23 protein-coding genes and 1 pseudogene are annotated in these 25,528 nt (G+C 68.9%); 17 read left to right on the top strand and 7 right to left on the bottom strand.

What is annotated here, in order from left to right:
- The first annotated feature begins 154 nt into the window (after nt 1-154).
- From ABH933_RS28465 to ABH933_RS28520, 12 genes and pseudogenes are all read left to right on the top strand, one after another.
- Nucleotides 155-1,198: a sulfate ABC transporter substrate-binding protein gene (locus tag ABH933_RS28465; RefSeq protein ID WP_429413168.1), complete on the top strand. Its 1,044-nt coding sequence runs from the start codon at nt 155-157 to the stop codon at nt 1,196-1,198.
- Complete coding sequence (gene cysT / locus ABH933_RS28470; protein WP_429413170.1) at nt 1,198-2,052, top strand: sulfate ABC transporter permease subunit CysT; 855 nt, start codon at nt 1,198-1,200, stop codon at nt 2,050-2,052. The genes ABH933_RS28465 and cysT overlap by 1 nt, the downstream gene beginning before the upstream one ends.
- Nucleotides 2,049-2,858 (top strand): sulfate ABC transporter permease subunit CysW, encoded by an 810-nt coding sequence (gene cysW, locus ABH933_RS28475; protein ID WP_215917785.1) that lies wholly within the window; start codon nt 2,049-2,051, stop codon nt 2,856-2,858. The genes cysT and cysW overlap by 4 nt, the downstream gene beginning before the upstream one ends.
- 32 nt (nt 2,859-2,890) lie before the next feature.
- Nucleotides 2,891-3,886 carry a sulfate/molybdate ABC transporter ATP-binding protein gene (locus ABH933_RS28480; RefSeq protein ID WP_429415570.1) on the top strand — a complete coding sequence of 332 codons (996 nt, stop codon included), beginning with the start codon at nt 2,891-2,893 and terminating at the stop codon, nt 3,884-3,886.
- Nucleotides 3,887-4,165: 279 nt separating this feature from the next.
- A complete protein-coding gene (locus tag ABH933_RS28485) occupies nt 4,166-4,834 on the top strand; it encodes a hypothetical protein (protein WP_429413172.1) in 669 nt (222 codons plus the stop codon).
- A gap of 182 nt (nt 4,835-5,016) precedes the next feature.
- Complete coding sequence (locus tag ABH933_RS28490; RefSeq protein ID WP_429413174.1) at nt 5,017-6,258, top strand: Hsp70 family protein; 1,242 nt, start codon at nt 5,017-5,019, stop codon at nt 6,256-6,258.
- Between the two features lie 75 nt (nt 6,259-6,333).
- Complete coding sequence (locus ABH933_RS28495) at nt 6,334-7,350, top strand: AurF N-oxygenase family protein (RefSeq protein ID WP_429413176.1); 1,017 nt, start codon at nt 6,334-6,336, stop codon at nt 7,348-7,350.
- Between the two features lie 64 nt (nt 7,351-7,414).
- Nucleotides 7,415-8,992 carry a 4Fe-4S binding protein gene (locus ABH933_RS28500; RefSeq protein WP_429413178.1) on the top strand — a complete coding sequence of 526 codons (1,578 nt, stop codon included), beginning with the start codon at nt 7,415-7,417 and terminating at the stop codon, nt 8,990-8,992.
- A 777-nt stretch (nt 8,993-9,769) separates the two neighbouring features.
- Nucleotides 9,770-11,863 (top strand): Hsp70 family protein, encoded by a 2,094-nt coding sequence (locus tag ABH933_RS28505; RefSeq protein WP_429455149.1) that lies wholly within the window; start codon nt 9,770-9,772, stop codon nt 11,861-11,863.
- A 174-nt stretch (nt 11,864-12,037) separates the two neighbouring features.
- Nucleotides 12,038-12,253: pseudogene (locus tag ABH933_RS28510) on the top strand (nitroreductase/quinone reductase family protein); the annotation flags it as partial.
- A 46-nt stretch (nt 12,254-12,299) separates the two neighbouring features.
- The gene (locus ABH933_RS28515; protein ID WP_429415573.1) at nt 12,300-12,602 is read left to right on the top strand and encodes an AIM24 family protein; all 303 of its coding nucleotides are present in this window, start codon (nt 12,300-12,302) and stop codon (nt 12,600-12,602) included.
- A gap of 53 nt (nt 12,603-12,655) precedes the next feature.
- Entirely contained in the window at nt 12,656-13,450 is a 795-nt protein-coding gene (locus tag ABH933_RS28520) for an HAD family hydrolase (protein ID WP_429415576.1), read from the top strand.
- A 5-nt stretch (nt 13,451-13,455) separates the two neighbouring features.
- Here the strand turns inward: ABH933_RS28520 and ABH933_RS28525 are convergent, their stop codons facing one another.
- The 6 genes from ABH933_RS28525 to ABH933_RS28550 form a co-directional block, all read right to left on the bottom strand.
- Nucleotides 13,456-14,229, bottom strand: a complete 774-nt coding sequence (locus ABH933_RS28525; RefSeq protein WP_429413182.1) for a sirohydrochlorin chelatase — start codon at nt 14,227-14,229, stop codon at nt 13,456-13,458.
- 351 nt (nt 14,230-14,580) lie between these two features.
- A complete protein-coding gene (locus ABH933_RS28530; RefSeq protein ID WP_429413184.1) occupies nt 14,581-15,882 on the bottom strand; it encodes a sulfate adenylyltransferase subunit 1 in 1,302 nt (433 codons plus the stop codon).
- Nucleotides 15,882-16,889 (bottom strand): sulfate adenylyltransferase subunit CysD, encoded by a 1,008-nt coding sequence (gene cysD, locus ABH933_RS28535; protein WP_429413186.1) that lies wholly within the window; start codon nt 16,887-16,889, stop codon nt 15,882-15,884. The genes ABH933_RS28530 and cysD overlap by 1 nt, the downstream gene beginning before the upstream one ends.
- Nucleotides 16,886-17,602, bottom strand: coding sequence for a phosphoadenylyl-sulfate reductase (locus ABH933_RS28540; protein ID WP_429413188.1), 717 nt, complete (start codon nt 17,600-17,602; stop codon nt 16,886-16,888). Before ABH933_RS28540 ends, cysD begins: the two co-directional genes overlap by 4 nt.
- 15 nt (nt 17,603-17,617) lie before the next feature.
- A complete protein-coding gene (locus tag ABH933_RS28545) occupies nt 17,618-19,423 on the bottom strand; it encodes a nitrite/sulfite reductase (RefSeq protein ID WP_429413190.1) in 1,806 nt (601 codons plus the stop codon).
- A 125-nt stretch (nt 19,424-19,548) separates the two neighbouring features.
- On the bottom strand, nt 19,549-19,650 hold the full coding sequence (locus ABH933_RS28550; protein WP_429413192.1) for an Ms4527A family Cys-rich leader peptide: 102 nt from the start codon (nt 19,648-19,650) through the stop codon (nt 19,549-19,551).
- A gap of 180 nt (nt 19,651-19,830) precedes the next feature.
- On the opposite strand from ABH933_RS28550, the gene hemW reads away from it, so the two are divergent.
- Nucleotides 19,831-21,027, top strand: a complete 1,197-nt coding sequence (gene hemW / locus ABH933_RS28555; RefSeq protein WP_429413194.1) for a radical SAM family heme chaperone HemW — start codon at nt 19,831-19,833, stop codon at nt 21,025-21,027.
- Nucleotides 21,028-21,265: 238 nt separating this feature from the next.
- Here hemW and ABH933_RS28560 read toward each other — a convergent pair whose 3' ends face one another.
- Nucleotides 21,266-21,388, bottom strand: a complete 123-nt coding sequence (locus ABH933_RS28560) for a hypothetical protein (RefSeq protein ID WP_429413196.1) — start codon at nt 21,386-21,388, stop codon at nt 21,266-21,268.
- Nucleotides 21,389-21,707: 319 nt separating this feature from the next.
- Between ABH933_RS28560 and ABH933_RS28565 the strand changes: the two genes are divergently transcribed.
- The 4 genes from ABH933_RS28565 to ABH933_RS28580 all read left to right on the top strand — a co-directional run bounded on the left by ABH933_RS28565 (nt 21,708) and on the right by ABH933_RS28580 (nt 25,489).
- On the top strand, nt 21,708-22,280 hold the full coding sequence (locus ABH933_RS28565; protein ID WP_429413198.1) for a hypothetical protein: 573 nt from the start codon (nt 21,708-21,710) through the stop codon (nt 22,278-22,280).
- A 226-nt stretch (nt 22,281-22,506) separates the two neighbouring features.
- Nucleotides 22,507-23,538 carry a heat-inducible transcriptional repressor HrcA gene (gene hrcA / locus ABH933_RS28570; RefSeq protein ID WP_429413200.1) on the top strand — a complete coding sequence of 344 codons (1,032 nt, stop codon included), beginning with the start codon at nt 22,507-22,509 and terminating at the stop codon, nt 23,536-23,538.
- Between the two features lie 52 nt (nt 23,539-23,590).
- Nucleotides 23,591-24,739 (top strand): molecular chaperone DnaJ, encoded by a 1,149-nt coding sequence (dnaJ, locus tag ABH933_RS28575; protein WP_215917799.1) that lies wholly within the window; start codon nt 23,591-23,593, stop codon nt 24,737-24,739.
- Between the two features lie 6 nt (nt 24,740-24,745).
- Nucleotides 24,746-25,489, top strand: a complete 744-nt coding sequence (locus ABH933_RS28580) for a 16S rRNA (uracil(1498)-N(3))-methyltransferase (protein WP_429413202.1) — start codon at nt 24,746-24,748, stop codon at nt 25,487-25,489.
- The last annotated feature ends 39 nt before the right edge of the window (nt 25,490-25,528 follow it).

Below are 25,528 nucleotides of genomic sequence, written 5' to 3' on the forward strand. Positions count from 1 at the left end.
CGGTTTCTCGCAGATGTGTCCGTAATTCCGGCGGCCCTCGGGCCCGGCCGCGCCGTTGCCGAAATCGCTTGTGAGGCAACGGATGCGGCACTTCAGATATCCGCTGGAGTCGCAGGGGCGGCCCGGCGGGCAGCAGGAAAGGTCCCACATCCGAATGTCTCGCAGCAACGGGCTCCGCGCCCGGCGTTCGACCGCTGCCGTGCTGACCGTGCTCGCGGTGGCGCTGCTGAGCGCCTGCAGCGGCGGTACCAGCGATGTCCCCGGCGCGGCGTCGGGCAGCGGCGCGAAGGTCACCCTGACCCTCTTCGGCTACTCCACGGCCAAGCCCGCGTTCGACAAGGCGGTGCCCGCCTTCAACAAGACATCCGCCGGCTCCGGGGTGCAGGTCAAGCAGTCCTACGGCGCCTCGGGCGACCAGTCGCGCAAGGTCGCCGCGGGCGCCCAGGCCGATGTCGTCGATCTGTCCGTCGAGCCGGACGTCACCCGCCTGGTCGACGCGGGACTGATCGATCCCGAGTGGAATGCCGACGCGGACAAGGGCATTCCGTTCGGATCGGTGGTCGCGATCGTGGTCCGCAAGGGAAATCCGAAGGGCATCCACACCTGGAACGATCTGCTGAAGCCGGGCGTGCAGGTGGTGACGCCGAATCCCTTCAGCTCCGGATCCGCGAAATGGAATCTGCTCGCGCCCTACGCCGCGGAGAGTGACGGCGGTAAGAATCCACAGGCCGGGCTGGACTTTCTGGGCAAGCTCATCTCCAAGGACCACGTGCGCGTGCAGCCGCAGTCGGGCCGCCAGGCGACCGAGACGTTCCTGCAGGGCACCGGTGACGTGCTGATCAGCTACGAGAACGAGGCGATCGCATCCGTGCGCCAGGGGGATCCGATCGAGTACTTCGTGCCGCCGACCACGTTCAAGATCGAGAACCCGTTCGCGGTGCTGAAGAACAGCCATAACCTCGACAAGGCCGTGGCGTTCAAGGACTTCCTCTACACCCCCGCGGGGCAGCGGGCCTTCGCCGACGCCGGATACCGTCCGGTCGATCCGCAGATCGCCGCGCAATACGGCAAGGACTTCCCGCAGCCGCAGAAGCTGTGGACCATCGCGGATCTCGGCGGGTGGAAAAAGGTCGACAAGCAGCTGTTCACGCCCAACACCGGCAGCGTGGCGATCATCTACGACAAGGCGACGAAATAGTGACCCAGACAACTACCGCCGCGCCGTCGGGCGCATCGGGCGGCAGATCGTGGCTGCGGGTGACCGGATCGGTCGGCCCGCTCGGCATCGCGACCGCGGTGCTGTGGCTCAGCGTGATCGTCCTGCTGCCGCTCGCGGCGCTGGCGTTCCACGCCTTCGACGCCGGATGGTCCGGATTCTGGTCCGCGGCCACCGCGCCCGCCGCACTGGATTCGCTGCGGGTGACCGTGCTGCTGTCGGTGCTGGTGGCACTGCTCAACGTGGTGATGGGCACGCTGATCGCGTGGGTGCTGGTGCGAGACGATTTTCCCGGTAAGAGCATCGTGAACGCCCTGATCGACCTGCCGTTCGCGCTGCCCACCATCGTTGCCAGCATCGTCATGCTGGCGCTGTACGGACCGGACAGCCCGGTCGGCATCCACCTCAACGCCACCCAGCCGGGCGTGGTGGTGGCGCTGGCGTTCGTGACGCTGCCGTTCGTGGTGCGCTCGGTGCAGCCGGTGCTGCTCGAGGCCGACCGCGATGTCGAGCAGGCCGCGGCCTCGCTGGGCGCGGACAACTGGACCACCTTCCGCCGCATCGTCCTGCCCACGCTGACCCCGGCCATCATCTCCGGCGGCGCCCTCGCATTCGCCCGCGCCGTCGGCGAATTCGGCTCGGTGGTGCTGATCGGCGGCAACATTCCCGGCCGCACGCAGGTCGCCTCGCAGTACATCCAGCAGCAGATCGAGGTGGACCGGCCGGTCAGCGCCGCCACGGTTTCGGTTGTGCTGCTGGTCATCTCGTTCATCGTGCTGGTTGCGCTGCGGCTGTTCGCCGACCGCACCGCGCGCAAGGAGCTGGCGACCCGATGAGACTCTCACCGCTGAGCCGTATTTCGATGCGCGTGGTGGCGCTGGCCTACCTGCTGGTGCTGCTGGTGCTGCCGCTGGTGATCATTCTGTGGCGCAGCTTCGCCCACGGCATCGCGCAGTTCTACGACTGGATCTCCACGCCCGCGGCCATCTCGGCGTTCAACATCACCATGATCATCGTGCTGATCGTCGTCCCGCTGAACGTGCTGTTCGGCATTGTCACCTCGATCGCGCTGGTGCGTGGAAACTTCCCCGGCCGCAGGCTGGTTCAGGGCGTGGTGGACCTGCCGTTCGCGGTTTCGCCTGTGGTGGTTGGTGTTTCGCTGATCATGCTATGGGGTGTGCGCGGATGGTTCGGCGGCATCGAGCATCTCGGTTTCCGGGTGATCTTCAGCCTGCCCGGCATGGTCATCGCCACCCTGTTCGTGACCCTGCCCTATGTCGTGCGCGAGGTGGAGCCGGTGCTGCACGAGATCGGCGACGACCAGGAGCAGGCGGCGGTCACCCTGGGCGCCTCGCGCTGGCAGACGTTCTGGCGGATCACACTCCCGGCGATCCGGTGGGGCCTGACCTACGGCGTCGTGCTCACCGTGGCCCGCGCGCTGGGCGAATTCGGCGGGGTGATCATGGTCTCGACCGGACTGCCCGGCGGCGGTCAGACGCTGACGCTGCTGGTGAACGCGCGCTACATGGACGACCGCAATGTCTTCGGCGCGTACTGCGCGGCGACCCTGTTGATGGGAATGGGCCTGGTCACCCTCGCATTGATGATTCTTCTCGAACGGAAGCGGAGCACCGTGAAATGACGACCTCGACGACCCGCTCCGGAGGCGAGCAGATGATCACCGTCGCGAATGCGCGGAAGAACTACGGCACTTTCGCCGCCCTCGACGATGTCAGCATCGACATTCCCGCGGGCGAGCTGACGGCATTGCTGGGCCCCTCCGGCTCGGGCAAGTCCACGCTGCTGCGCTCGATCGCGGGGCTCGAATCACTGGATTCCGGGGTGGTCACCATCTCCGGCCGCGACGTCACCCGGGTCTCGCCGCAGAAGCGCGATATCGGATTCGTATTCCAGCATTACGCCGCGTTCAAACATATGACCGTGCGCGACAATGTCGCCTTCGGGCTGAAGATCCGGAAGCGACCCAAGAACGAAATCTCCAAGCGGGTGGACGAGCTGCTCGGAATCGTCGGCCTGGACGGTTTCCAGCACCGCTATCCGGCGCAGCTGTCCGGCGGTCAGCGCCAGCGCATGGCCTTGGCCCGCGCGCTGGCGGTGGACCCGCAGGTGCTGCTGCTGGACGAGCCGTTCGGCGCGCTGGACGCGAAGGTCCGCGCCGACCTGCGTACCTGGCTGCGCCGCCTGCACGAGGAGGTGCACGTCACCACCGTGCTGGTCACCCACGATCAGGAGGAGGCCCTGGACGTCGCGGACCGGATCGCGGTCATGAACGCCGGGCGCATCGAGCAGATCGGCAGCCCGGGGGACGTGTACGACCGCCCGGCCAACGAATTCGTGATGTCGTTCCTGGGTGCGGTGGCGAAATTGAACGGCCATCTGGTGCGCCCGCACGATATTCGCATCGGCCGGGACCCGGAGATGGCGCTGGCCTCCCACGAGGGCACGGCGGAATCGGCGGGCGTCACCCGCGCCACCGTGGAACGCGTGGTGGTGCTGGGTTTCGAGGTCCGGCTGGAATTGCGCAATGCAGCGACCGGCGACGTGTTCACCGCCCAGGTCACCCGCGGCGACGCCGAGGCGCTGCACCTGGCCGACGGTGAAACGGTATACGCGCGAGCAACCCGAATCCCGGAGCTTCCCGTCACGTGAAATCGGAATACTTTTGACACGCCGTGGCTGGATGATGTTTCAGATCGGTGAAATGTGGTCTGATGCATCTCGTGCGAAATGAGTAAGCGTATTCCGCCGGTATGAAGAAAGTGAGCTCGAGGAGATCGCGTGCACATGCGCGATCGCTTCTCCCGCCCGGAATCTGCTGTCCGGGCAGTCCCTGTCGATCACCGTGGTTGATGCTCGCGGGAAGAGCGATATCGAAACGGGTGGGAGCATCGGGTGGGGAGCCTCGGCTGCACAGAATTCACGGATTCCATGCCCATTCCGAGAATCTCGCTGGCCGCCGTCCTGGCCTGCGGCGCGCTGGCATTGTTCACAGGCCGCTCCGATCACGGGCCGGACACGCTCGTGACCGATCCGACTCTCGCCCGTACCTATGCCGATCCGGTCGCCGCGCTCGCGGCGCCGCCCGGCGAAGTTCGGCGGTCGCTCGGCATTTCGCCGCGACCGCCCGCGGATTCGCCACCGCCCGCGCAGGCCGCCCCCATTGCGGGGCAGCTGATTCCGCCTCCTCCGGAAGGGCCGCAGCGGCACTTCTCGCCGAGCCCCGAGCAGTGGGAGAACGCCCACGCGATCGTCGGCGTGGTGCGCGCACGCGAACTGCCGCTGTACACCGCGGTGATCGCGCTGGCCACCGCGATGCAGGAGTCCTCGCTGCACAACCTCACCGGCGCAGTGGATTACGACTCGCTGGGCCTGTTCCAGCAGCGTCCCTCGGCGGGCTGGGGTGGTCCCGATCAGCTGACCGATCCGGCCTACGCGGCCGGGGCGTTCCTGGACGCGCTGCTCTCGCGGGTGCCCGACTACGCCGCCGTGCCGTTGTGGCAGGCGGCCCAGCGCACCCAGGCCTCAGCCTTCCCGGAGCGGTACGCGCAGTGGGAGGACCAGGCGACGGAGATGGTCGCGCGGATCGCCGCGGAGTGATCGGGCCGCAGCGTTTGCTGAAGGTCGGCTACGCCGGGCCGGTTTACTGAAACCTGTGCGCAGCCCATGTCACGCGCGGACAACCGCATGTCCGGTGGTTGGCAGCGCTCGTTGCGGATGGTTGCCTGGGACGCGGTCGGATCACGATTGCATCAACGCGGCTCGTCGACGAGGTGGGTGTGATGACGGTTGGGCTCGGAGTCAGTATCGGCACGGTCAATACGGTGTGCGCCACGACGGGTGAGGGCGGTGCGCGGGCGCAGCGCGGAACCGGGCCGGACAGACCGCTCGGCCGGGGAGGGGCGGGTGCCGGCCCGTCGACCTGGCGCACCACCCTGACCTTCGACAGCGCCGGTACGGCGCGGGTGGGCCGCATACGCAAGCACGGTCGCGCCCTCGCCGAATTCGCGGATCTGACCCAGCACAGTTCGGGGCGGTGGGGTGGGGGAACGTATGTACACGGCGCCCCCTCGGCCCGCGTCGGGCATCGCACCCTCTCGCCCGCCGATCTGGTCGCGACGGTGGCGCACAGCGTGCTGACCGACACGTTCGGCGCCGCGCTCGCGCCCGATGCGGGCGTGGCCGTCAGCCATCCGATCGGCTATCCGGCCGAATGCCTCGCCGAACTGCGCGAGGCGCTGGATAAGGTCGGCCTGCCGCAGGCCGTGCTGGTCGCCGAGCCGATCGCGGCGCTGGCCTGGCTGGATGCCGCCCACGGCCCGCTCGCCCCGGGCCTGACGCTGGTCTACGACCTCGGGGCATCGAATCTGGGGGTGACATTGGTCCGCGTCGGTGCGGGTGCCCCCGCCGATCCGGTGGTAGGGGTGCCGCTGCGCTCGCCCGACTACGGCGGCCGGGCCTTCGGCGCGCTGACGGCCTCGCAGGCACCGCGGAGCACGATCCGGGGTAGCGAGGGCGGCGTGCGGGAACTCACAACGACGGCCCGGTCCGGTGGAATTGGGGGACGCGCCGATACCCCCGCCCGGTCGCTGGCCGATTCCGACGCCGCGATCAGTGACCTGCGCGCCACCCATGTGCGCCGCTCGCTGGAAGTGGTCTACCGGTGCCTGCGCACAGCCGATGTCACGATGGCCGATGTCGATCGCGTCCTGGTGGTCGGGGGCGCGGCGCGCCCGCGCGAGGTGGCCGAGACCCTGGCCGAGGCGCTGGCCCGTCCGGTGATGGTCGCACCGGATCCCGAGCGCACGATCGCCGAGGGCGCGGCGATCATGGCCCGCCGTTCGGCTGCGGCGCAGGCCGCCGCCCAGGGGCGTCCGGGCGTGGCCTGGCTGCCGCGGCGGCTGGTGCGTGCCGTGGCGGCGGTCGCCATCGTCGGCGCCGGGGTATTGGTCGGGCTGGTGGGACCGGCCGCGGCCGTTTCGGCCGGAAACGTTGTGGTCAGCGGGGTGCATCTGGCGGGATAAGACCGCACGGTTGACGTAACTCCGAGTTGGTGTAACTATTGGAAACAGTTACCCACGAGTGGAGAGGCTGAGACGATGACGTCCGTTGCCGCGACCCCCGGCGTCGAGCCTATCGATCCTGTCGTCCAGGAGGCGCAGGAATATGCCGCGAAGCTGATGCTGCTCTCGGAAGGCTCGGTGAACCGCAACTTCGATCCGTATGAGGATATCGACTGGGAGAACCCCGATTTCGATGCCGAAGCGAATCCGGAGCGCTGGATCCTGCCCGTCTCGGCCGACTCGCTCGGCCGTCACCCGTGGTATCGGGCGCAGTCCGTGCAGCGCCAAATCGAGATCGGTAAGTATCGCCAGGCCAACGTGGCCAAGGTGGGCCTGCAGTTCGAGTCGATCCTGATCAGCGGCATGGTGAACCACACCTTCTCACTGCCCAACGGCGATCCCGAGTTCCGCTACTGCACCCATGAGATGTCCGAGGAACTCAACCACACGCTGATGTTCCAGGAGATGGTGAACCGCATCGGCGCCGATGTGCCGGGCATGGGCCCGCTCGTGCGCCAGCTGCGCCACCTCGGCGTGCCGGTCGCGGTGATGTTCCCCAACCTGTTCTTCATGGCCGTGCTCGCCGGCGAGGAGCCGATCGACCACATCCAGAAGGCGATCCTGCGCTCGGGCGAGGAGATCCACCCGATCATGCGCGGCGTCATGGCGATCCACGTCGCGGAGGAGGCGCGCCACATCTCGTTCGCGCACGAGTTCCTCGAGCGCCATGTGCCCGAGGCGAATCCGGCCAGCAAGATGACGCTCTCGGTGATGATGCCGATCGTCATGTGGCTGCTGGGCCGCTCGATCGTCAAGCCGCCCAGGGCGTTCTTCGACGAGTTCGATATTCCCGAGGAAGTGCGCAAGGAGCTGTTCTTCGGTTCGAAGGAAGCCCGGCAGGGATTCAGCGACTACTTCATCGATGTGCGCGCGCTGGCCAAGGAGATCGGGCTGATGAATCCGATCGCCAAGAGCGTCTGGAAGCTGCTGCGCATCGACGGCCCGACCAGCCGCTACCGCTCCGAGCCGCTGCGCGCGGTGAAGACCGCCTGAATCCACCCACTCGCCAGCTCCGCGCACTCCGCTGGCTCACCATCGTCGAAAGGGCGGGCGTCCAGTGCCGTACGTTGTCACCCAGTCGTGTTGTAGCGACGCGTCCTGCGTCTACGCATGCCCGGTCAACTGCATCCACCCCACGCCGGACGAGCCCGACTTCCTGAGCGCGGAGATGCTGTACGTGGACCCGCAGGCGTGCGTGGACTGCGGGGCGTGCGCCACGGCCTGCCCGGTCGACGCGATCGTCTCGACGAAGCGGCTGACCGCGGAGCAGCAGCCGTTCATCGAGATCAACGCCGACTTCTACCGCCAGGTGCGCCCGCGTGCGCTGCTGGCGCGGCCGGTGCCGGCCGCGCCGGTGCAGGGTGGTCCGCTGCGGGTCGCGATCGTCGGCTCGGGCCCCTCGGCCATGTACGCCGCCGACGAGCTGCTGACCCAGCCGGACGTCGCGGTGACGGTGCTGGATCGGTTGTCCGCGCCGTACGGCCTGGCTCGGTACGGGGTCGCCCCGGACCACACCGCGACCAGGCAGGTGAGCCGGCTGTTCGACGTAATCTCCGCGCAGCCCGGATTCGGCTCCTATCTGAATGTGACTGTGGGTGACCACATTTCGCATGAGGAGCTGCTCGCGCACCATCACGCGGTGATCTACGCGGTGGGCGCCTCGGCCGACCGGAAGCTCGGGATCGCCGGTGAGGGCCTGCCGGGCAGCGTCTCGGCCACCGAGTTCGTCGCCTGGTACAACGGTCATCCTGGCCAGGCCGGGCGCGAGTTCGACCTGTCCCAGCGCCGCGCGGTGATCGTCGGCAACGGCAATGTGGCCCTGGACGTGGCCCGGATTCTCGCCTCGGATCCCGAATCGCTGGCGCACACCGAGATTTCGCCCGCCGCACTGGAAGCGTTGCGGCACAGCAAGATCGAGGAAGTGGTGATCCTGGCCCGGCGCGGCCCGGCCGAATCGGCCTTCACCGTACCGGAGTTCGTCGGGCTGCTGGGCGCCGACGTGGACATCGTCGTGGAAGGCGATGTGCCCGAACCCGTTCCGGGCATGCCGCAGCAGGTGGAGCACAAGCTGCGGCTGCTCCGCAGGGTCGCCGACCGGCCGGTGGGCGCGCGCAAGCGGATCGTGCTGCGCTATCTGTCCGCGCCGACCGCACTGGTCGGGACCGACCGCATCACCGGAATCGAGCTGGCGCACAACGAGTTGGTCGCCGACCCGGACGGCGCCGTGCGCGCGGTGCCGACCGGCACGACCGAAACCCTGGACACCGGACTGGTGCTCGCCTCGGTCGGCTACCGGGGCGTGCCGATGCCCGGTCTACCGTTCGACGATGCCGCCGGTGTGATCCCGAACGACGAGGGCCGCGTGCTGTCCGAGCCCGGCGGCGCGGTCGTCCCGGGCGCCTACGTCACCGGCTGGATCAAGCGCGGCCCCACCGGCTTCATCGGCACCAACAAATCCTGTGCCCAGCAGACGGTGCGGATGCTCGCCGAGGACTTCAACGCCGGCCGCCTGGCCGGACCGGCCTCCGGCGCGGCCGATTTCGACGCACTGGTCGCCGCCCGCCGCCCCGACGCCATCCGCGGTGGCGGCGTCGCCCGCCCGTGGTGGAAGCGCGGCCTGCTTTCCCGCGCCTGATACCTCGTTGCAGCCCGACCTGGTCCGGCGTCGATCGGGACTCGGTCGTGGCTGGATTTTCGGACGTCGGCTGGGCTCGGTTCGCGCTCCCGGGGCGAATCCGGCCCTGCCGACGCCGGGGCATCGCGGGAACATGTGATCGGTAGCGGCCGTTGGGTCTTCTGGTGCTGTCCTCGCCGTCCTCGCGTACCGCGCGCGTATGCGGTGACCGTTCAGCCCGGTTCGAGGTGCGGTAAGTCGTGCCGTGGATACCGGTTGGTTCGTGGCGCTGGAATATCTCTGGGCTGCAGTAAGTCTGGGATCCGGGTGTACTGCCCGGCCGATGCCCGGCCAGTGGCTGTGCCGGATTTCGGTGTGCTCAGCGAAAATCTCGTAAACCGGGCGGTTTGTCGGGGCCGGGTGTTGTGCCGTATTCCGCCCGCCGCACGGGGGTGGCAACCATCCAGCCATCCCGCGATCCCTGGGTGAACGTGAACGTGCGAATGGTGTTGCGGCCCATTCGCAGGACACCGGTCGGTATTCAAAGCTATTTACTGTGAGGTAGCTAGTTTTATGGCTAATTGGGCGATTTGCATGTTTCGTGTCGCCCCTTTTCGTTTTAGATGCCAGTCTATCTGCGGTTTTGCTATCAAGACCGGTGGGTATGAAACCTTTTCCGCCCATTAGGTATCCGTGAACGATACCGACCAGCTAACCTGTGATCGCTGTTTGGTAAACGACCGCGACCACCTGGTTCGTCGCCCGGGGCCGTGGTCTCGGTGCGTTGACAGGATGGCAATGACTGCTGGGTTCGGTTTGAGCATCGGCACAGTGAACTCCGTGTGCGCGGCCACTGCCGGAGATCGCGAGCGTCCTACCGTGCGGGTGCGCCGCACCGCGGTCACCTTCGACAGCGCCGGGGATGCGCGCGTGGGCGGGATGCCCCGATTCGCGCCCGTGGTAACGGATTTCGCCGATCTCACCCGCGAGGTCGAGCCGGTGGTGCTGGGCGGGCGCAACTGGACCTCGGCAGATCTGGTCGCCGCCGTGGCCTCCTGCCTGGTCTCGGCGGCCGAGCCCGAGGGCGAGCCCGTAATCACCTATCCCGCTTGCTATCCCGAGCGGAAAATCACCGCGCTGCGGCACGCCCTGGACTGGTCCAGTGTGTCCGAGTCGCTGCTGATGCCCGAACCGGTGGCCGCGGTGGAGTGGCTGGACGCGGAATACGGTGTCTCCGAGAACGGTTTGACCCTTGTCTACGACCTCGGTGGCACCAGCCTGGACATCGCGGTCGTCCGCACCGAGGCCGATCGTGAGGAGCGCGGCGTGCTCGGCAAGGCGGTGCGCTCGCACGACTACGGCGGCCGGCCGCTGGGCGCGATACTGGCCAGGTATGCCCGGGCCCTGTCGCCGGGCGCGCCCTCGCCGGTGTCCAAGGTCGTCCCGGCCTCGGACACCAGCCGATTACGGACCTGGAATGTGCGCAATTCCCTTCGGCTGGTGCGGCGTTGCGTGCACGCGGCCGGGCTCACGATGCGAGACATCGACCGCGTGCTGCTGATCGGGGGAGCCGCGCGGCCGGTCGAGGTCGCGCAGGTGCTCGACGAATTGGGCCGCCCGATGGTGATGTCGCCCGATCCGGCGCACACCGTCGCCCTCGGGGCGGCGCTGGCCTCGGCGCGGCTGATGGACACCGGATCGAATCTTGGCCGCTACGCGCGCGGGGCCGCCGTACTATCCAGTGCCGCGGTCGTTTCGGCGGTCGCGATGTCCGCGGCCACCATGCTCGGCGGTGGGCCGATCGGCTCCGACGTTCCCGCACTGGAATTCGCCCCTGCCCTGGCCGGGCCCGCCGACAACGCCGACCTGCGGCTGCCGCAGGGGGCGAACGCCGAACCCGCGGCCCTGTCCGCCGGCGTGGACACCGTGACGACCCCGGCCCCGCGCTGGGGCTCGTACAGCCCTGGCGCACACGAGGTGTCGGTCTCACCCGCCGTGGTCGGGGCGGGCAGAACGACCAGCGTCGATCCGTCCGGCACCCATTGCGGCCCGAACGACCGCCTGATGCCCCCGACCTATGCCGATCCGGCACAGTTCACCAATCCGCTACCGTTCTGGACCCCGCCCGCCGCACAGGCCTTCCCGGCGCCCGGCTTCCAGGCACCGGAGATCAGCCTGCCGCCCATCGCCCCGAGTACCGATCCCGCTGTAGCACAGCAGGTTTCGGCCCCGGGTGTCAATCCGATGACTGGCTTCGGTAAGTCGATCCCGTCGATGCCGGACCGGTCCATCCCCAGCCAGGTCATACCGCCCGACCCCGTCGTGCCGAACCCGGCGGCGTCGAGCCCTGTGATCCCGAACCCGGTCGCCTCGAATCCGGTGATCCCGAACCCGCCCGCGCCGCAATCCGATCCGCCCCCGCCCGGGCTGAATTCCCCGCCCGCCGCTACCGTCCCGGGCATCCCGGCGGCGGCCACCGGAGATACCCCCGCAGGCACGAATTCCACCGGCCCGGTGTCGAACTCGCAGAGCACCCCGGGCGCCGGGCTGGGTGCTCCGGGCGCCGCCTCGTCCCAGGCCGGCCCGGGCTCGACCTCCGACGGCGCGGCCACATCGAACAAGTCGGCCTCCGCCGGTGTGCATTCCGGCGCCACGACCGGCGCGGGCCTGGGCGCCTCATCCAGCGGCCCGGGCGGCACGAACTCCGGTGGTGCGCGCCTCGGGAGCACGGGTGCGGGGACCTCGGCCGCGGGCACCGGCGGCGGACACTTCGGCGGCGGACACTTCGGCGGCACGGCCGCAGGCGGCAGCAATTCCGCCGGGGGCGGCGGATCCAACGGCTCCTCGCACGGCGGCTCCTCCGGCGGTTCGCGCGGCGGCGGCCACCACTGACCATGCCCGCCACCCCGATGCCTGCCGCCGCGCCGGGGCCGCAGTGCCGCGGTCGCAGGACATTCCCCGCGCGGTGCAGGCGCCGCGGCGGCACCGAACGCCGCCCCGTCGTTCACCCGCCCGGCGCGTGCCGGGCGTCACGAGGCGGCCCATCGGTGCGCGTCCTGCGATTCAATGGGGTACGGCGATCTTTTCGCGTCTGGTAGTCAGCGGGACGGCGACACGATCGCCATCGCCGCCTCCAAGTCCGGCCGGCCGACGCTGCCGGGATGGTTCGACAGTCTGCGTGCCCACCCCGACACGACCATCCGGCTCGGCGCGGAACGCCGCCCGGTGCACGCCCGGGTCGCGACGACCGCGGAGCGAGATCGCCTGTGGCCCAAGTTCGTCGCAGGAGAACCTCGTCACCCCGCCGCACCGCGCGCACGCTGGAGTGGTGGATCCCAGGATCATCGGAACCGTGATGCCCGTCCTCGAGGTCACCCTCGATCCGGGGGAGACCGTATTCGCCGAATCGGGGCAGCTCTCGTGGATGACCGAGTCGATCCGGCTGCACACCTCCACGCGGGTGGCCGCGGGCGGGGTGTTCGGCGCGGTGAAGCGGGCGGTCGCCGGCGACGGGCTGTTCCTGGCCGCGCTGACCGGTCCGGGCCGGGTGTGGCTGCAATCGCTGACCGTCAGCAACCTCGCGCACGCGATCACCCCGTACCTTCCGCTGCCGGAGCCCGACCGTCGCTGACCGGTGACCGATGGCCGTGCAGGTGCATTTGGGCTATAGACCAGAATGGGTCCGTGGACACGGACAGGCCTCAATTGATAGCTCTGGATGTCGATGGCACGATTCTGCAGACCGGTCAGCCGATTGCTCCGCGCGTGCTCGACGCGGTGCGGGCGGCCACCGAGGCTGGCGCCCACGTGGTCGTCACCACCGGCCGCACACTATTGGCGACCAAGCTGGTGGTACGGGAGCTAGGCCTGGACGAGGGACACACGATCTGCTCGAACGGCGCTGTGCACGCGGACATCTCGACCTGGGTGCCGGTATCGGTGCACACCTTCGACCCCGAGCCCGCGGTGGCGGTCCTGCGCGAGCTGTTCCCGGACATGGTGCTCTCGGTGGAGAAGGTCGGCATCGGCACCTGGGCCACCGGGTACTACCCCGGTAGTTTCCGCCTCGGCGAGTTCCGCTTCGTCGAGGACGACGACCTCAGCCTGGAGCCGACCACCCGCCTCAACGGCTGGTGGCCGGGTGGTTCGCTCGACGACATGGTCGCGCTGATGGGGGACCGTCAGCTCCCGGGCGCGGGCTGGGTGCACGGCGAGTTCGAGCCCTGGCTCGTCGCCTCCCGCCACGGCGTGAGCAAGGGCTGGGCCCTCGAGCAGCTGCGCGAGGACCTCGACATCCCCCGCGCGGCGACCCTGGCCATCGGCGACGGCTACAACGACACCGAAATGCTTTCCTGGGCAGGACATTCCGTGGCCATGGGCAACGCTGTCGATGCCGCCCGCGAAGCGGCCGACGAGGTCACCGCGACTGTCGAGGAGGACGGCGTCGCGCTGGTGCTGGAGCGCTGGTTCGGGAACTGACGTCGTCAGGCGACGGCGGTATGGGGAGTGCCGGCCGTCCGCCGGGCGTCGGTGTAGCGGGCGGCGATGACCTCGGCGACAAGGGGGTGGGCGCCGATCGGGGTGGCGTGCCGCAGATCCGGGGCCTGCTCGGCGAGGCGGTCGGTGAGCAGGCCCGGTGCCAGGAACCACGGGGCGACGACGACGCGATCGCAGCCCCATTCGCGCAGGCGCGAAACAGCTTGTGTAACACCGGGTTCGGTGGTGGCGAAGCAGATCTCGGTGCGCCAGGCGGTGCCCGCGGCGAGCAGGCGGCCGATCTGTTCGGTGCGGCGGTTGGCCGCCTGCGAGGAGGAGCCGACCGCGGCGACGGCGACGCCGAGGGTGGCGTCGTCGGCATCGGCGCCGGTGGCGAGCACGCGCTCGCGCAGGGCGCCGACCAGGCGCGGGTCGGGGCCGAGCACATCGGCCTGGGTCAGGCGCAGGCGCGGGTGGCGGGCCTGGGCGGCCGCGAGCAGGCCGGGCAGGTCGACGCGGGCGTGGAAGGCGCTGCCCAGCAGCAGCGGCACCACGATCGCCTCGGTGTGGCCCGCGGCGGCGACCGCGTCCACGACCTGCTCCACCGAGGGCGTGCTCAGATCGAGAAACGCCAGCCGCACGTCCAGGGCCGGATGCGCGGCGGCCAGCTCCTCGACCACCGCGAACATCGTGGCCGCTGACCGCGGATCGCGGCTGCCGTGCGCGACCGCGATCAGCGCCGGATGCCCGCCGTCGGAGCCGTTTGCCCTGGTTACCGCCATGGTCCCGACGCTACGGGCCGCGGCGCCGCCGTCGGTTGCCCCGACGTTACGGACCCATGTAAACCCGCTCACACCCGCTGGCCTGGAGACGAGAGGTAGGCCGGGGCTCGATGCTCCCGTACACGCGGTCCGAGCGGGCTGAGATGTCAGCGTCGCGGGGGCCTGCTCCGGGGCAGCTGCATCGGCGCCGGGACCTGGGTGAGTCTCCATTTCCAGGAGGGCCCGAGATCCGTGCACGGAACTCCGGACGTCCTGCCGGCTGCGCGAGGGTCGCGGCGGATTGCCCGGCGTGCGCGGGCTCTCCGGCGCCCGGGCGGCAGCCCAGGCGCCGGTCCGCGCGGTGTCCATCGGCTAGACCCCGGCCTCGGTGCCGACCTCGACGGCGGTCAGCACGTCGCCGACCAGACCGGCGGCCAGGGTGTTGCCCCCGGACGGGTCGATGAGCAGGAAGCTGCCGGTGTGCCGGTTCACGCGGTAGTCGTCGGCCGCGATCGCATCGGCCACGCGCACCGTGATGCGGCCGATATCGTTGAGCGACAACGACTCCGCCTCGGTGTCGGCGGCCAGATGCTGCTCGTCGAAGCGCTCGAGCAGCGCGCCGACGATCGCCTGGGTGGTGCGGGTGCCGTGCTTGAGCAGCAGCCGGGCGCCCGGGCGCAGCGGCTTGTCGCCGAGCCAGCAGACCGTCGCGTCGAACTCCTGGATCGGCTCGGGAGCATCGGCCGCGGCGGCGATCACATCGCCGCGCGAGACATCCACGTCGTCGGCCAGGATCAGGATGACACTGCGCCCGGGCTGCGCCGACTCCAGCTCGCCGTCCGGGGTGTCGATGCGCTCGACGGTGGTGCGGGTCCCGGACGGCAGCACCACGACCTCGTCACCCTTGGACACCACACCGGCCGAGACCTGACCGGCGTATCCGCGGTAGTCGGGGTACTCGGCGGTGCGGGGCCGGATCACGTACTGCACCGGGAAGCGCAGCCCCACCTCGTGGCGGCCGTGCGCATCGGCGTCCACCGGCACCGACTCCAGATGCTCGATCAGCGAGGGGCCAGTGTAGTACGGGGTGCTCTCCGAGCGGGAGGCGACATTGTCCCCGTGCAGCGCCGAGACGGGGATCTCGATGACGTCCTCGCGCGACCAGCCGAGTTTCGTGGTGAGCTCGGTGAATTCGGTGACGATCCGCTCGAACACACCCGCCGCGTCGTCCACCAGGTCGATCTTGTTCACGGCCAGAACGAGTTTCGGCACCCCGAGCAGCGCCATCACCGCGGCGTGGCGGCGGGTCTGCTCGATCACACCCTTGCGGGCGTCCACCAGCAGGATCACCAGCTGGGCGGTGGAGGCGCCGGAGACCGTGTTCCGGGTGTACTGCACGTGTCCCGGGGTGTCGGCGAGCACGAAAGACCTTGTGGGCGTGGCGAAATAGCGGTACGCCACGTCGATCGTGATGCCCTGCTCGCGCTCGGCGCGCAGGCCGTCCACGAGCAGCGACAGGTCCGGGGTGGACAGGCCGCGATCGACCGAGGCTCGCGTGACGGCGTCGATCTGGTCCGCCAGTACGGATTTCGTGTCGTAGAGCAGGCGGCCGACCAGTGTGGACTTGCCGTCGTCGACGCTGCCGGCGGTCGCCAGCCGTAACAGGTCGGACATCAGAAATAACCCTCTCGTTTGCGGTCTTCCATCGCGGCCTCGGACACGCGGTCGTCGCCGCGCGTTGCGCCTCGCTCGGTGAGCCGGGAGGCGGCCACCTCGGCGAGGATTGCCTCGTTGTCGGCGGCATCGGAAAGGACCGCGCCGGTGGTGGATCCGTCACCGACCGTGCGGTAGCGCACGGACTCGAGCCGGAGCTCTTCACCCTCACGAGGGCCGCCCCAGACGCCGGGGGTCATCCACATCCCGTCGCGCTGGTACACCGGGCGCTCGTGGGAGTAGTAGATGGTCGCCAGTTCGACGTTCTCGCGGGCGATGTACCGCCAGATGTCCAGCTCGGTCCAGTTGCTCAGCGGGAACACCCGGACGTGCTCGCCCGGCGCGTGCCGCCCGTTGTACAGGTTCCACAGCTCGGGCCGCTGCCGCTTGGGGTCCCAGCGCCCGAACGCGTCGCGCAGCGAGAAGATCCGCTCCTTGGCGCGCGAACGCTCCTCGTCGCGCCGGGCGCCGCCGAACACCGCGTCGAAGCGGTGCTCGTTGATGGCGTCCAGCAGGGGCACGGTCTGCAGCGGGTTGCGGATGCCGTCGGGCCGCTCGGCCAGACGCCCGTCGGCGAGGTACTCCTCGACGTTGGCGACATGCAGGCGCAGGCCGTACTTCTCGACGACGTGGTCGCGGAAGGCCAGCACCTCGGGTAGGTTGTGCCCGGTGTCCACGTGCAGCAGCGCGAACGGCAGCGGCGCGGGCCAGAATGCCTTGAGCGCCAGGTGCAGCAGCACGGTGGAGTCCTTGCCGCCGGAGAACAGGATCACCGGCCGCTCGAATTCGCCCGCCACCTCGCGGAAGATGTGGATGGCCTCGGACTCCAAGGCGGCCAGAGTATCGAAGTCGGTCGCGCCGAATGCCCTTTCCAGAGCCTCGGTTTCGATGGCAGCGCCGGTGAGGTTCGTGCTCACGGTGACCTCCGCGGTGTCGGTTTCCTGGATGTCGATCTCGGCAGTGGTCATGACTGGTGCAGCCCGCATTCGGTCTTGGCGAGCCCGGCCCAGCGGCCGCTTCGCGGATCGGCTCCCGGTTCCGGCTTCCGCGTGCACGGAGCGCAACCGATGGACGGATATCCCTCTTCCACAAGGGGATTGACGAGGATGCCGTTGGCCTCGATGTACTCGGCCATCTCCTCGTCGGACCAGGCGGCGATCGGGTTGATCTTCACCAGGCCGAAGGCGTCGTCGAAGGAGATCAGGGGCGCGTTGGCGCGGGTGGGCGCCTCCACGCGGCGGATGCCGGTGACCCAGGCGTTGTAGCCGCCCAGCGACTTCTTCAGGGGCACGACCTTGCGCAGGCGGCAGCACTCGTTGGCGTCGCGCGCGAACAGATCCTTGCCGAGCAGTGAATCCTGTTCGGCCACGGTGTGTTCGGGCCGTGCGTTGACGATGTTCACCCCGTACACGGTCTCCACCGCGTCGCGGGTGCCGATGGTCTCGGCGAAGTGGTAGCCGGTGTCCAGGAACAGCACGTCCACGCCGGGATGCACCTGCGCGGCCAGCTCGACCAGCACCGCGTCCTGCATGTTGGAGGCGACGATGTAGTTGCCGCCGAAGGTGTCCTCGGTCCACTGCAGCAGCTGCTTCGCCGTGGCGTCCGGACCCAGCTGTGCGGCACCGTCTTCCGCGATCTTGCGCAACTCGTCCTCGGACAACTTATCCAAAGTGGTTGTCATAGCTGAACTTTCCCCTTACCGAAGGTCGGCTTCGTCCGCGCGGACAGCCCACTGTGCGAACCGCTCACCCTCGCCGCGGTTCTTGACGAAGGTGCGTACCACACGCTCGATGTAGTCACCGAGCTCGTCGCTGGTCACCTTGTGCTGGCGCAGCTTGCGCCCGAAGGCGCTGTCGAGCCCGAGGCTGCCACCCAGGTGAACCTGGAAACCCTCCACCTGATTCCCGTCACCGTCGTCGACGAGCTGGCCCTTGAAGCCGATGTCGGCGATCTGGGCGCGGGCGCAGGAGTTCGGGCAGCCGTTGATGTTGATGGTGATCGGCACGTCCAGCTGCGCGTTGATGTCGGCCAGGCGCTGCTCCAGCTCCGGCGCGAGCGCCTGAGAACGCCTGCGGGTCTCGACGAACGACAGCTTGCAGAACTCGATTCCGCTGCAGGCCACCAGGTTTCGCCGCCAGATCGACGGACGCGACTGCAGGCCGAGCGGTTCCAGCTCCGCCTGCAGCTGCTCGACCTTCTCGTCGGGCACATCCAGCACGATCAGCTTCTGGTACGGGGTGAACCGGACCCGGTCCGAGCCCGCCCGCTCTGCCGCATCGGCGACCTTGGTCAGCGTGGTGCCCGATACGCGCCCGGCGATGGGGGAGAAGCCGACGGCGTTGAGCCCGTTGCGCAGCCGCTGCACGCCGACGTGATCGATGATCTGCTTCGGCTTCTCGGGTGCGGGGCCGTCGATCAGTTTGCGCTTCAGGTATTCGGTCTCGAGGACTTCGCGGAACTTCTCGATGCCCCAGTCCTTGATCAGGAACTTGATCCGCGCCTTGGTGCGCAGGCGGCGGTAGCCGTAGTCGCGGTAGAGCGAGACGACGGCCTCCCAGACGTCGGGCACCTCCTCGAGCGGCACCCACGCGCCCACGCGCTGGGCCAGCATCGGATTGATGGACAGCCCACCGCCGACCCAGAGGTCCAGACCCGGGCCGTGCTCGGGATGGTCGACGCCGATGAACGCCACGTCGTTGATCTCGTGCACCACGTCCTGCTGGCCGGAGATCGCGGTCTTGAACTTGCGCGGCAGGTTGGAGTATTCCTTCTTGCCGATGTAGCGGCTCACGATCTCGTCGATCGCCGGGGTCGGGTCCAGCACCTCGCCCAGCGACTCGCCAGCCAGCGGGGAGCCGAGCACGACGCGGGGGCAGTCGCCGCACGCCTCGGTGGTCTTCAGGCCCACATCCTCCAGGCGCCGCCAGATCTCCGGCACGTTCTCGATCTCGATCCAGTGGTACTGGACGTTCTCGCGGTCGGACAGGTCGGCGGTGTCGCGGGCGAATTCGGTGGAGATGCCGGCGATGGTGCGCAGTTGCGCGAGATTCAGGGCGCCGGCGTCGCAGCGCACCCGCATCATGAAGTACTCGGCCTCGAGGATGTCGATGTTCTCATCGCCGGTCCAGGTGCCGTCGTAGCCCTGCTCGCGCTGGGTGTACAGGCCCCACCAGCGGAAACGTCCGCGCAGATCGGCTTTGTCGATCGAGTCGAAGCCGCCCTTGGCGTAGATGTTCTCGATGCGGGCGCGGACGTTGAGCGGGTTGTCGTCCTTCTTGCTCTGCTCGTTCGGGTTCAGCGGCTCGCGGTAACCGAGGGCCCACTGACCCTCCGACTTGCGGCGCAGCGGCTTGCTGGTGCGCTCGCGCGGGCCCTTGACCTCCTCGCGCGGACGCGACCGGCGCTCGCGCGCGGCCTGGGCGCGCTCGCGCGCGACTTCCTGCTCGCGCTCGAGGCGTGCGGATTCATCGGCTGTGAGACCGGCGTCTGTGCTCGACGTCATAGGGTCGCTCCTGCGGGTGGTGATCAGGCCTGAGGGTAGGCGGGAGGGGCTGGCTCACGCCTTCGATAGCTCAACGGCCGAAAAAGAACGGGCGCCGAGAGGTGACGCCGGAGGACAGAGTCGAACTACCGGAGGCAATCGGGCAGACAGCTCGCACTGCAGACACGCTTGAGGTCGACGTGGCGACGCGCCACGAGTCGTACCCCAATTCCAGTCATGCGGACCATTGTGCCATGTCAGCCGCGTCTTTCCGACCGCGGGCCTGGATTTTCCGTAAGAATGCGGGAAATACCCTGGACACTTGTCCGAAATTGTGAGGTGCGTCATACGTGCGGGCATGCGGCCGAAAACGCGGTTGACATGGGGCCGAGTGCTACGCGTCGAGAGGCCGCGTTCAGACTCGAAGGGTGACATCCGCCCCCCGAACCGCGACCGACCTCCCGCAGCTCCACGACTTCGGGGGCGGCCCCTTCGGCATCTACATTCACGTGCCGTTCTGCGCGACCCGGTGCGGGTATTGCGACTTCAACACCTACACCGCGGGGGAGCTGGGCACCTCGGCCTCACCGCAGTCCTGGATGGACGCGCTTCGGGGCGAATTGTCCATGGCGGCAAAGGTTTTCGGTGAGCTGCCGAGCCCGCAGCCGGAGGTGTCGTCGGTGTTCGTGGGCGGGGGCACCCCGTCGCTGCTCGGCGGAGACGGTCTTTCGCAGGTGCTCGAGGCCATCCGCGCGGACTTCGTCCTGGCCGCGGACGCCGAGGTGACCACCGAATCCAATCCCGAATCCACCTCGCCGCAGTTTTTCGAGCGTCTGCGTGCGGCGGGGTTCACCCGCATCTCGCTGGGAATGCAGTCCGCCGCCGAGCACGTGCTGAAGGTGCTCGACCGCACCCACACACCCGGCCGCGCGGTGGCCGCCGCCCGCGAGGCGCGCGCCGCCGGATTCGAACACGTCAACCTGGACCTCATCTACGGCACCCCGGGGGAGTCCGATGCCGACCTGGACGCGAGCCTGGACGCGGTCCTGGATGCCGGGGTCGATCACGTCTCGGCCTACTCGCTGATCGTCGAGGACGGCACCGCACTGGCGCGCCGGGTGCGGCGCGGCGAACTCCCCGCCCCCGACGACGACGTGCTGGCCGCGCGTTACGACCGCATCGATACCCGTCTCGCCGCCGCGGGCCTGTCGTGGTACGAGGTATCCAATTGGGCCGCAAACGATTCCGCGGCGTGTCGGCACAACCTGGGCTACTGGGACGGCGGCGACTGGCTCGGTGCGGGCCCCGGCGCGCACAGCCACCTCGGCGGCATGCGGTGGTGGAATGTCAAGCATCCGGCGCGTTATGCCGATCGGGTCGCGGCGGGCGCGCTACCGGCCGCGGGCTGGGAGGAACTGACCGCCGAGGAGCGTCATACCGAGCGCGTCATGCTTGCGGTGCGCCTGCGCTCGGGCCTGCCGCTGGGCGATCTCGACGCGCCGGGGCGCGCGGCCGCCGACCGGGTCGTGGCGGACGGTCTCGCCGAATTGCGCGGCGACCGCCTGATTCTCACCGCGCGCGGCCGCCTGCTCGCCGACGCGGTGGTCCGGGCGCTGCTCGGCTGACCGGACCCGCGCTTGCCTTGTGCCGCAGGGTATCCCACGTACCTACGAACCGTTGAGCTGCTAGAGAATCCGGACGGTGGTGTGCGGGTGTCATGTCCACGGGGTATCGCGGCTGGTGATGGAGCGTTACGCGGCGATATTCACCCGGGGCCGGTCCGGCACTGTAGAGTGGAAGCCGTCACGAAAGTGATGCTGGGGGGGGAGGCGCCGCGGTCACGGCGCCCCACTGATCGGATGGCTAGCCAGCCAGCCGGATCAACCAGCGGACCAGCGCGAGCGCCCCGGCGATCACGGCAGCAACAGTCATGCAGATGCCGTAATCGACCGGGGCATTGCTCTTCGCCCGGCGATGTTTCGCCATTCCCAACCATCTCCTTCCTGGGCGCGGTGTGTGGACCGAGTCCACCGCCCCTCGGTAGGAGGTATTGCTCACAGTACACCAGCGCCTGCGGCCTAAATCTTTGTCGCACAACGGATTTGGAAGATTCCGGAATGGAAATTCCAGTGCATTCGAACGTCATCGCTGAAGTTTGCCCCGGTTGGATGGCAATTCGATGAAAAGCATTATCAACTGGTGAAATACGGTTGATAATCGAAATAGCTACGGCCGAAGCGTGTGTGTACGGTGCCCGATTCGCGGTCGGCGCCGACTGTGCCGAACCATCGGAGAAGGGCCAGCTATGAAGAGCAGCAATGCTACGGCTATCGCGAGCTTGATCACCGGTTCCCTCGGCCTCACCGCGGGTGTCGTGCACGCGCAGCCGATCGCCCCCGCAGCCACCGTCAACGGCGCCGAGCTGGGGATGCACTACGCCACGACGTTCGATCCGAACGCCGGCACCGTGCGCGCCACCCTCGGTGAGGGGAAATTCACACTCTCCCCGGACGTCGGGGAAGTCGTCGTCACCGATCCGGCCGGGGACGTTGTGGCCCGGGTGCCGATGGCGGTACGGATAGTGGATCGCCCCGGCAAGGTTGCCCTGACGCCGACGATCGATCCGTCGGGCCGCACTCTTACGCTGAACCTGCGCGGGGCGCAGCCCCATTCTCAGCAGGTTCGTCAGCAGGCCGGTGCCCAGTACGTCGACGCGGCCGCGGACCTGGCCCGCCACCAGTACAACGCCGGTGTAGGCGCGCTTATCGGCCTGGGTGTGGGCATTCTGATCGGCATCTGGTTCCTCGTCGTCGGCGCCATTCCGGGCGCCATCATCGGTGCCGGCATCGGCGCGCTCATCGGCTATTCGCTGCCGTAGCCGCCCGGTTCGCCGATCCGGGTGGTGACCTGCCGTCGCCCGGCGGGGCACTCGCCTCGCCGGGCGACGGGCCGTCATCCGCCCGCTGCTGGGGCGTGTGTGCGAGCGATTCGCCCGCGGCGACATAAACTGGGTTTGGATGAACCCGGGAATCCGCGCGTCTCGCCCTGCCCGCAGCGGCGGTGGCGCCTGCGCGGACCCGCATAGCCGAACAGGAGGTGGGGCCGTGTCGAGTACCGAACAGCGGCGGCTCGAGGTCCTGCGCGCGATTGTTGCGGACTACATCACGACCAAGGAGCCGATCGGCTCGAAAACCCTGGTCGAACGGCATAACCTCGGGGTGTCCAGCGCGACCGTGCGCAACGATATGGCGGTGCTCGAGGCCGAGGGGTACATCGCCCAGCCACACACCAGCTCCGGCCGCATCCCCACCGACAAGGGCTATCGCCAGTTCGTCGACAACATCGCCGAGGTCAAGCCGCTGTCCACGGCCGAGCGCCGCGCGATCACGGACTTCCTCGAGGGCGGTGTCGACCTGGACGACGTGCTGCGCCGCGGGGTGCGCCTGCTGGCACAGCTGACCCGTCAGGTGGCGATGGTGCAGTACCCGACGGTGTCCGCGTCCACGGTTCGCCACATCGAGGTCGTCGCGATCAATCCGGCCCGGCTGCTGCTCGTGGTCATCACCGACAGCGGCCGCGTCGATCAGCGCCTGGTCGATCTGGGCGGGGTGATCGGCGACGACGATCTGACGGCTTTGCGCGCGATGCTAGGCAAGGCCATGGATGGTAAGCGCCTCTCGGTCGCCTCCACGGCGGTCGCCGAGTTGCCCGACCGTTCCCCGGCCAAACTGCGCGACGTGCTGGTCCGGGTGTCGACGGTGCTGGTGGAGACCCTCGTCGAACACTCCGAGGACCGCCTGGTGCTCGGCGGCACCGCGAACCTGACCCGCAACGCGAACGATTTCGGCTTCCCGGGCTCACTGCGCGCCGTGCTCGAGGCGCTGGAGGAGCAGGTGATCGTGCTCAAGCTGCTAGCGGCCGCGCAGCACCCAGGCACCGTGACCGTGCAGATCGGCGAGGAGACGCAGCTCGAGCAGATGCGCGGAACCTCGGTGGTTTCTACGGGGTACGGTATGCCGGGTACCGTGCTCGGCGGCATGGGTGTGCTCGGCCCCACCCGCATGGACTACCCGGGGACTATCGCCTCGGTTGCTGCAGTTGCTAGATACATCGGCGAGGTGCTCGCCGAACGATGAGTGTGCGACCGATGGTGAAGCGAACGAATTCGGAACAGGACTAGAGACGCAAGTGGCACGGGACTACTACGGAATACTCGGTGTCGGCCGGAACGCGACCGACCAGGAACTCAAGCGCGCCTATCGCAAGCTGGCACGAGAGCTGCATCCCGACGTCAATCCGGACGCCGATGCGCAGGAGAAGTTCCGCGAGGTGTCCGCGGCCTACGAGGTGCTCAGCGACGCCGAGAAGCGCCGCATCGTCGACATGGGCGGCGATCCGCTGGAGTCCAGCGGCGGCCCGGGCGGCTTCTCCGGCGCCGGATTCGGCGGCCTGGGCGATGTGTTCGAGGCATTCTTCGGTGGTATGAACGCCTCGGGGCCGCGCCGTCCGCGCGGCCGGGTGCAGCCGGGTGCGGATTCGCTACTGCGCACGCGTCTTTCGCTGGCCGAGTGCGCGGTCGGTGTCACCAAGCACCTGACCGTCGACACCGCCGTGCTGTGCGACCTGTGCCAGGGTGCGGGCACCAACGGCAACTCCAAGCCGGTGCGCTGTGAGACCTGCGGCGGCGCCGGCGAGGTGCAGACCGTGCAGCGTTCGTTCCTGGGCCAGGTGATGACCTCGCGTCCGTGTCCGACCTGCCGCGGGGCGGGGGAGACCATTCCCGATCCCTGCCGCAAGTGCGGCGGCGACGGCCGGGTGCGTTCGCGCCGCGAGATCGCCGCGCCGATTCCCGCGGGCGTGGCCAACGGCATGCGAGTGCGGCTGGCCGCACAGGGCGAGGTCGGCCCCGGCGGCGGCCCGGCCGGTGATCTGTACGTGGAGATCGTCGAGCAGCCGCACGACATGTTCGTCCGCGACGGCGACGATCTGCACTGCACCATCCGGGTGCCGATGGTGGATGCCGCGCTCGGCACCACCGTGGTCGTGGACACCATTCTCGACGGCCCCACCGAGCTGACCATTCCCGCGGGCACCCAGCCCGGCGAAGTGTCGGTGCTGCGCGCCCACGGCATGCCGAAGCTGCGGTCGAGCGCGCGCGGCGACATGATCGCGCACCTGGACATCGTGGTGCCCACCAAGCTCGATTCGAAGCAGTCCGATCTGCTGCGCAAATACAAGGCCACCCGCAACGGCGAGCGCACCGAGGTGCTCTCGGCGCAGTCGGAGCACAACAGCGGCCTGTTCGCGCGGCTGCGGGCCTCGTTCAGCGGACGCTGAGACCCGTTGGCCGCCACGGTTTTCTATCTCGAGCAGATCCCGGAACCCGGCGGCATCGCGGTGCTGGACGGCCCCGAGGGGCGCCACGCGGCGACCGTACGCCGCATCCGGGTCGGCGAGCCGATCACGCTGTCCGACGGCGCCGGTGTGCTGGCCCCGTCGGAAGTCGTTGCGGCACAGAAAGACCGGCTCGAGCTGAAGGTCCTGGAAAGGATTGCCGCGCAACCTGTCTCGCCGCGGGTCACGATCGTGCAGGCACTGCCGAAGTCGGACCGCTCGGAACTGGCGGTCGAGCTGATGACCGAGGCCGGGGCCGATGTCATCGTGCCGTGGCAGGCCGCCCGCTGCGTGGCGAACTGGGAGGGCAAGGCGCGCAAGGGTGTCGACAAGTGGCGCGCCGCGGCCCGCTCGGCCGCCCGGCAGTCCCGTCGCGCATACATCCCGGAGGTCGCCGAACTGCACCGCACCGCCGATGTGCTCGAGCTGATCAGGAACATCAAGGCGGACAATGGAATAGCGGTGGCGCTGCACGAATCGGGCGCCGGCCGGTTCGCCTCCTTTCCCTTCGCGCAGGCCGCGCAGGTCGTATTGATCGTCGGCCCCGAGGGCGGGCTGGACGATGCGGAGCTGGCGGCGCTGTCGGAAGCGGGCGCCGAGCCCTCGCTGCTGGGCCCCACGGTGCTGCGCACCTCCACCGCGGCCGCCGTCGCGCTGGGCGCCCTGGGCGCGCTGACGCCGCGCTGGTGCTAACTTTGTGAAGGGTTCGAGGCGGTTTTTATGCGGTGCGTC

The organism is Nocardia sp. GP40 (genome assembly GCF_050434125.1).
In the GTDB taxonomy this organism is placed as follows: Bacteria; Actinomycetota; Actinomycetes; order Mycobacteriales; family Mycobacteriaceae; genus Nocardia; species Nocardia albiluteola.

Coding starts and splice junctions, on each gene's coding strand:
- ABH933_RS28465 (WP_429413168.1), top strand. CDS start 155: ATGTCTCGCAGCAACGGGCTCCGCGCCCGGCGTTCGACCGCTGCCGTG.
- cysW (WP_215917785.1), top strand. CDS start 2,049: ATGAGACTCTCACCGCTGAGCCGTATTTCGATGCGCGTGGTGGCGCTG.
- ABH933_RS28480 (WP_429415570.1), top strand. CDS start 2,891: ATGATCACCGTCGCGAATGCGCGGAAGAACTACGGCACTTTCGCCGCC.
- ABH933_RS28485 (WP_429413172.1), top strand. CDS start 4,166: ATGCCCATTCCGAGAATCTCGCTGGCCGCCGTCCTGGCCTGCGGCGCG.
- ABH933_RS28490 (WP_429413174.1), top strand. CDS start 5,017: ATGACGGTTGGGCTCGGAGTCAGTATCGGCACGGTCAATACGGTGTGC.
- ABH933_RS28495 (WP_429413176.1), top strand. CDS start 6,334: ATGACGTCCGTTGCCGCGACCCCCGGCGTCGAGCCTATCGATCCTGTC.
- ABH933_RS28505 (WP_429455149.1), top strand. CDS start 9,770: ATGACTGCTGGGTTCGGTTTGAGCATCGGCACAGTGAACTCCGTGTGC.
- ABH933_RS28525 (WP_429413182.1), bottom strand. CDS start 14,229: ATGGCGGTAACCAGGGCAAACGGCTCCGACGGCGGGCATCCGGCGCTG.
- ABH933_RS28530 (WP_429413184.1), bottom strand. CDS start 15,882: ATGTCCGACCTGTTACGGCTGGCGACCGCCGGCAGCGTCGACGACGGC.
- cysD (WP_429413186.1), bottom strand. CDS start 16,889: ATGACCACTGCCGAGATCGACATCCAGGAAACCGACACCGCGGAGGTC.
- ABH933_RS28540 (WP_429413188.1), bottom strand. CDS start 17,602: ATGACAACCACTTTGGATAAGTTGTCCGAGGACGAGTTGCGCAAGATC.
- ABH933_RS28545 (WP_429413190.1), bottom strand. CDS start 19,423: ATGACGTCGAGCACAGACGCCGGTCTCACAGCCGATGAATCCGCACGC.
- ABH933_RS28550 (WP_429413192.1), bottom strand. CDS start 19,650: ATGGTCCGCATGACTGGAATTGGGGTACGACTCGTGGCGCGTCGCCAC.
- ABH933_RS28560 (WP_429413196.1), bottom strand. CDS start 21,388: ATGGCGAAACATCGCCGGGCGAAGAGCAATGCCCCGGTCGATTACGGC.
- ABH933_RS28565 (WP_429413198.1), top strand. CDS start 21,708: ATGAAGAGCAGCAATGCTACGGCTATCGCGAGCTTGATCACCGGTTCC.